The 5,364-nt window shown below is 70.1% G+C and carries 4 protein-coding genes; 1 reads left to right on the plus strand and 3 read right to left on the minus strand.

The features are described from left to right. Positions 1 to 1,170, plus strand: a 1,170-nt coding sequence (locus tag AC1DYX_RS27130) for a heavy metal translocating P-type ATPase (protein WP_477264673.1), incomplete at its 5' end; no start/stop codon positions are given. Here AC1DYX_RS27130 and AC1DYX_RS27135 read toward each other — a convergent pair. The 3 genes from AC1DYX_RS27135 to AC1DYX_RS27145 form a co-directional block, all read right to left on the minus strand. Next, positions 1,154 to 3,229 (minus strand): TonB-dependent receptor, encoded by a 2,076-nt coding sequence (locus AC1DYX_RS27135; RefSeq protein ID WP_477264675.1) that lies wholly within the window; start codon positions 3,227 to 3,229, stop codon positions 1,154 to 1,156. The genes AC1DYX_RS27130 and AC1DYX_RS27135 overlap by 17 nt on opposite strands. A 118-nt stretch (positions 3,230 to 3,347) precedes the next feature. Then, on the minus strand, positions 3,348 to 4,727 hold the full coding sequence (locus AC1DYX_RS27140; protein WP_477264677.1) for a multicopper oxidase family protein: 1,380 nt from the start codon (positions 4,725 to 4,727) through the stop codon (positions 3,348 to 3,350). Beyond that, positions 4,714 to 5,364 (minus strand): TolC family protein (locus AC1DYX_RS27145; RefSeq protein ID WP_477264679.1); only part of this gene is annotated, 651 nt, incomplete at its 5' end. The genes AC1DYX_RS27140 and AC1DYX_RS27145, both read right to left, overlap by 14 nt.

Consider the following 5,364-nt stretch of genomic DNA (forward strand, 5'->3'; position numbering starts at 1 on the left):
GTCCAGCAGGGCAGCGCCCACCCGCTGGCGCGCGCCGTGACGGAACTGGCGGCGGCGCGCGAGGTCGCGGCGCCGCCTGCGCAGGACGCCGCCGCGCTGCCGGGCCGCGGTGTGCGCGCCGAGGTGGAAGGCGCCACTGTCTGGCTGGGTAACCAACGGCTGCTGGACGAGATCGGGGCCGGCGTCAATCTTCCGGCGGCACTCGTCGCCGCGGCCGAACGGCACGAGGCCGCTGGCCGCACCGTCTCGTGGCTGGCGCGCGGGCGGGGCGGGCAGGGCGGGCTTCTCATCGTGGAAGGCGTGCTTGCGTTCGGGGACCGCATCAAGCCGACGAGCGCCTTTGCCGTCGCCCGCCTGCGCGACCTCGGCGTGGACAGCATGATGCTGAGCGGGGACAACGAAGGCAGCGCCCGCGCCGTCGCGCAGGGTGTGGGCCTCGCGCGCTGGGTCGCGCACGTGCAGCCGCAGGACAAGGCCGACGTCGTCCGTGGGCTGATGCAGGAAGGGCACAAGGTGGGCATGGTGGGCGACGGCATCAACGACGCGCCGGCGCTGGCCGCGGCCGCTGTCGGCATCGCGATGGCCGGCGGGACGGACGTCGCACTGCACACGGCCGGCATCACGCTGATGCGCGGCGATCCGCTGCTGGTGGCGGACGCCATCGACATCTCGGACCGCACGTGGCGCAAGATCCGCCAGAACCTGGCGTGGGCCTTCGTCTACAACGTCATCGGCATACCCGTCGCGGCACTCGGCCTGCTGAACCCGGTGCTGGCGGGGGCGGCGATGGCGGCGAGTTCCGTCAGCGTCGTCACCAATGCGCTGTTGCTGCGGCGCTGGCGGCCGGCGCCGCGCCTGGTCGCGGGGCATGTGGACGATCCGCTTCCCTATCTGCCTGAATTCGCAAAGCTTTCAACCAACGGGGCCAACGCGCCCCAAGCACAAGGAGCACACACGATGTATGAACTGACCGTCGAAGACATGAGCTGCGGCCACTGCGTGGGCCGCGTCACCAGGTCCGTGCAGGCCCTCGACAAGGATGCGAAGGTCGAGGTCGACCTGCCGACGAAAAAGGTCAGGGTCGACAGCACGGCGGACCTCGACGCGATCGCGCAGGCGATCGATGCGGCCGGCTATCCGGTGACGGACCGCCTCACTCGAACTTCCTGACGATACCGATCCACACGCGCCGGGCGACGAAGTGATCGAACCCGGCCTGGCGGAACGTGCGCGTATCCGTGCGCCAGGTGCGTTTGCTACCGTCGAAGAGATCGTTGGCGTTGACCGTCAGGCCGAGCGCCTTGCCGAATGCATGCTTCCACGTGACGTTCACGCTGCTGGTGGGGCCGGTGCGGCCGAGCGGCACGACGCCGGCCGACTGGACGTGCGCGTCGAGCGCCAGGTCGTCGTGTGCATTGCTGTATGCGACCCTGGCGTTCAGGTAGCCCGCGACACCGTCCTGGCGCACGGGGCCGGCGATATCGGGCGTATCGAGCACGACGTGATACGCGCCAACGTCCATACCCAGGCGCAAGCCCGCAACGGGCGTCCAGTCGACGGTACCCGTTATCCCGGCCGAGCGGGCCTGACCGCCATTCTGCTTCGACGTGACCAGCACGCCGCCGGCGAGGCTGTGCGCATCGAACACGGTATTGCGGGTGGCGCGGTAGAACGCGGTCACGCCGCCGTCCAGGCGGGATCCGCTCGCGTGCGTGCCGATCTCCCATGACGTCAACCGCTGCGGCCCGAGGCCGGGATTGCCGCGGCTGAGGTTCTGCGCATCGACATACGTCGTGAACGGATTCAGGTCGCGCGGATCGGGCATCTGCAGGCTGCGGCGAAAGGCGAACGTCGCCTCGGCATCGTCGCCGAACGCGTACTTCAGGTGCAGGCTCGGATCGAACGCCCGCCAGTAGGTGGGCCGTTCTGTCGCCACATGAAGCGCCGTGCGCCCGGCCCGTCCACCCAGCAGCGCTTCCCATTTGCCGAGCCTGACCTGGTCGGTCACCCAGGCGGCGGCCGACGTCGTCGTCACGGTATAGCCATTGGTCGTGGCGGGATCCGGTGTCGCGGCACCGGTCGCGGGATCGACGTGCGCCTGCTCGTTGTCGATGGCGTCGGCCTGGCGCCGCAAATCGAGGCCCGCGCCCCACTGGCCGAGCGTATGCGCCCGGCTCCAGTCCAGCGTGGCCTGGTCGAGCTGGCGCGCCGTGCGCGTTGTCCCGTGGCTGTAGTCGGTATCTCGCGCCGGTGCGATGAAGACGTCGCGATACGACTTGTCGACGAGGCCGCGCGAGGCACTGTGCTGGACCGTCGCCTTCAGCGCGACACCATCGGCCTGGCGGCTGTAGCTGGCGCCGGCGCTGTCGTCGGACTGCGCGTTGGGGCCGTCCGAGATGCGGTGATAGCGCGTCTCGCCGGCGTCCGCACGGTCCTCGTCGAGGACGTCGAACACGGGACGCGACCGGCGCGCATTGTGGCGCGCCGACAGGCTGAGGACGCCGCCGCCGTCCAACGCAGCGTCGATGCCCAGCGCGGCGCTTTGCACGACGCGGCGCACGAAGACTGTCGACGTCTGCAGCGTGTGTCCGGACGGTGCGCCCGCCCAGTCGACCTCCGACCGGCGCACCTTGAGCGTGCCGTCATGGCGCAGCGCCGCACTGGCGTGCACGCTGATGCCGCTCTCCGTCGCATCGCCGGACGCGCCGGCGTTCCACAGCCCCTGGTCGGCGATGCTGCCCTGTACCTGCGCGCGGGATCCGGGCTTGCGGTTGCGCTTCAGGACGATGTTGACGATCGCACCGCCGCGCGCATCCAGCGCGGCCGACGGGTTCGTGATGACCTCGACGCTCGCGATGTCGGCGCCGCTCATCGTCTGCAGCGCCAGCGCGCGGTCGTCAAGCGACCCGGACAGCTGCGCCGACGGCTTGCCGTCGACGAGGACCGTCACCTGCGGATTGCCCTTGACCGCCATCTGGCCGTCGGCCGACGCCGTGACCTCGGGCAGGGACTGCAGCACGTCCTGCGCGGTGCCGTTGGCCGCGCGGGCCATGCCGGCCACGTCGTGCACCGACTTGTCGAGCTTCCTGGCGACCGGCGGCCTGCGCCCCGTGACGACGACGGCCGTGGTGGCCGGTGCGGCCGGGTCGCCGTCGCCGGCATGCGTGGTGACGGGAAGCGCGGCGAGTCCGAACAGGATCGTAAAACGTATCGCAGGTGCTCTGGGCATGATGTCCTTTCATCCGATGCGGGCCACGGTGGCCTCCGGATTGTCGGGGACGATCATCCGTCCAGGGCGACCTGTGTGACGGCATGCCCGTCCGGCGGGACGGGCGGCCCAGCGCGGATCAGTGACCCGTATGCCCGCCGCCGTTCGCGCCACGTCTGGCGGTGCCGATCACCTCGCCGTGCGCCGGCACCGCCGGTGCGCTCGCGGTGTCGGGCACAGGGCCCGTCCACTCGCGGGCCACCGTGCCGGCGGGGTATTGATACCAGCCGGGATCGCGATAATCGCCGCGCGCCAGGCCTTCGCGCACCTTGATGACGGTGAACATGCCGCCCATCTCGATGTCGCCGAACGGACCGCGGCCGGCCATCATCGGCAGCGTGTTCTCCGGCAACGCCATGTGCATGCCGCCCATCGAACCGCCCCGGTCGCCCATCACCATATAGCCCGGCACGAGGTCGTTGATGGTCTGCGCCACGCCGGCCTGGTCGACGCCGACGAGGTTCGGCATGCCGTGGCTCATCGCGTTCATCGTGTGGTGCGACTTGTGGCAGTGGAAGGCCCAGTCGCCCGGATTGTCGGCGATGAATTCGATGGCCCGCATCTGCCCCACGCCGACGTCGACCGTGACCTCGGGCCAGCGCGCGGCGGGCGGGATCCAGCCGCCGTCCGTGCCGGTCACCTCGAAGCGGTGGCCGTGGATGTGGAACGGGTGGTTCGTCATCGTCAGGTTGCCCATGCGGATGCGCACGCGGTCGTCCTTGCGCACGACCATCGGATCCGTGCCGGGGAAGGCGCGGCTGTTGATGGTCCACAGGTTAAAGTCCAGCATCGTGTTCACGTTCGGCGTGTAGTTGCCGGGGGCGATGTCGTACGCGTTCAGCAGGAACACGAAGTCGCGGTCGACGGCATGCTGGCGCGGGTCCTTCGGATGCGTGATCCACAGGCCCATCATGCCCATCGCGATCTGCGTCATCTCGTCCGAGTGCGGGTGGTACATGAACGTGCCGGCGTAGCGCGCGACGAATTCGTAGACGAAGGTCTTGCCGGGGGCAATGGCGGGCTGGTTCAGTCCCGCGACGCCATCCATGCCGTTCGGGAGCAGCTGGCCGTGCCAGTGGATCGTCGTCGCTTCCGGCAGCCTGTTCGTCACGAAGATGCGCACCCGGTCGCCCTCGACGACCTCGATGGTCGGGCCGGGGCTCTGGCCGTTGTAGCCCCACAGGTTCGCCTTCATGCCGGGCGCGATCTCGCGCACGACGGGTTCGGCGACGAGGTGGAATTCCTTGACGCCGTCCTTCATGCGCCAGGGCAGGCTCCAGCCGTTCAGGGTCACGACGGGGTTGTACGGCCGGCCGCTCGCAGGATGCAGCGGCGGCTGCGTGGCGGGCGAGGATTGCTGCGGGGCTTCCGGGATCGCGGCGGCGGCGGCCTTCGAGACGAGCGAGGCGCCGACCATGGCGCCCGCGGCGCCGGTGATGAAGTTTCTACGGGTGGTCATTCCTGGGTTCCTTGAAACGGGCGCCGAGCGCGGATTCGAGTTCGGCATTCGCGGTCCAGAAGGCCTGCAGCGCCTCGATGTACGCCGTCACGGCCGTCGCCTGCTCGCGCGCGTCGGCCAGCAGGTCCTGCGGGCTGGCGAGCATGCCGTTGTAGCGCAGCAGGGTCTCTTTGCCGATCTTCCTGCGCAGCGGGATGATGGTGTCGCGGTAATGGCGCGCCACGTCGTAGGCGTTGCGGTAGGCGAGATAGCGCTCGCGCGCCTCGCTGCGCGCCGTCACGGCGGCGAGCAGCACGCGGTTCACTGCCTGCATGTACGTGGCCTCGGCGCGCGCGACGCGGGCGCCGCCCCAGTCGAACAGCGGCAGTTCCAGCGACAGCGCGTAGCCGCGTTCCGCAGGCGCATCCGTCTGCGACTTGTTGGCGTAGCCGAGGTCGAACACGTTGATGAAGCGCGTCGTGCGCGTGAGGCCCAGATCGGCGGCCGTGGCGGCCGCTTCGGCCTTGGCCGCCTGCACGTCGAGCCGCTGCGCCAGTGCGATGCGTTCCACGTCCGCGGGTTCCGCCGGCGCGGCCGGCAGGTCGGGCAGGTGGTCGGGCAGGGCGTATCCCGCATCCTTGCCCCACAGGCCCAGCGC

The sequence above is a fragment of the Massilia sp. P2_C2 genome (assembly GCF_056404615.1).

Excerpts from the sequence above, each read along its gene's own strand:
- AC1DYX_RS27140 (WP_477264677.1), bottom strand. The coding sequence starts at position 4,727 with ATGACCACCCGTAGAAACTTCATCACCGGCGCCGCGGGCGCCATGGTC.
- AC1DYX_RS27135 (WP_477264675.1), bottom strand. The coding sequence starts at position 3,229 with ATGCCCAGAGCACCTGCGATACGTTTTACGATCCTGTTCGGACTCGCC.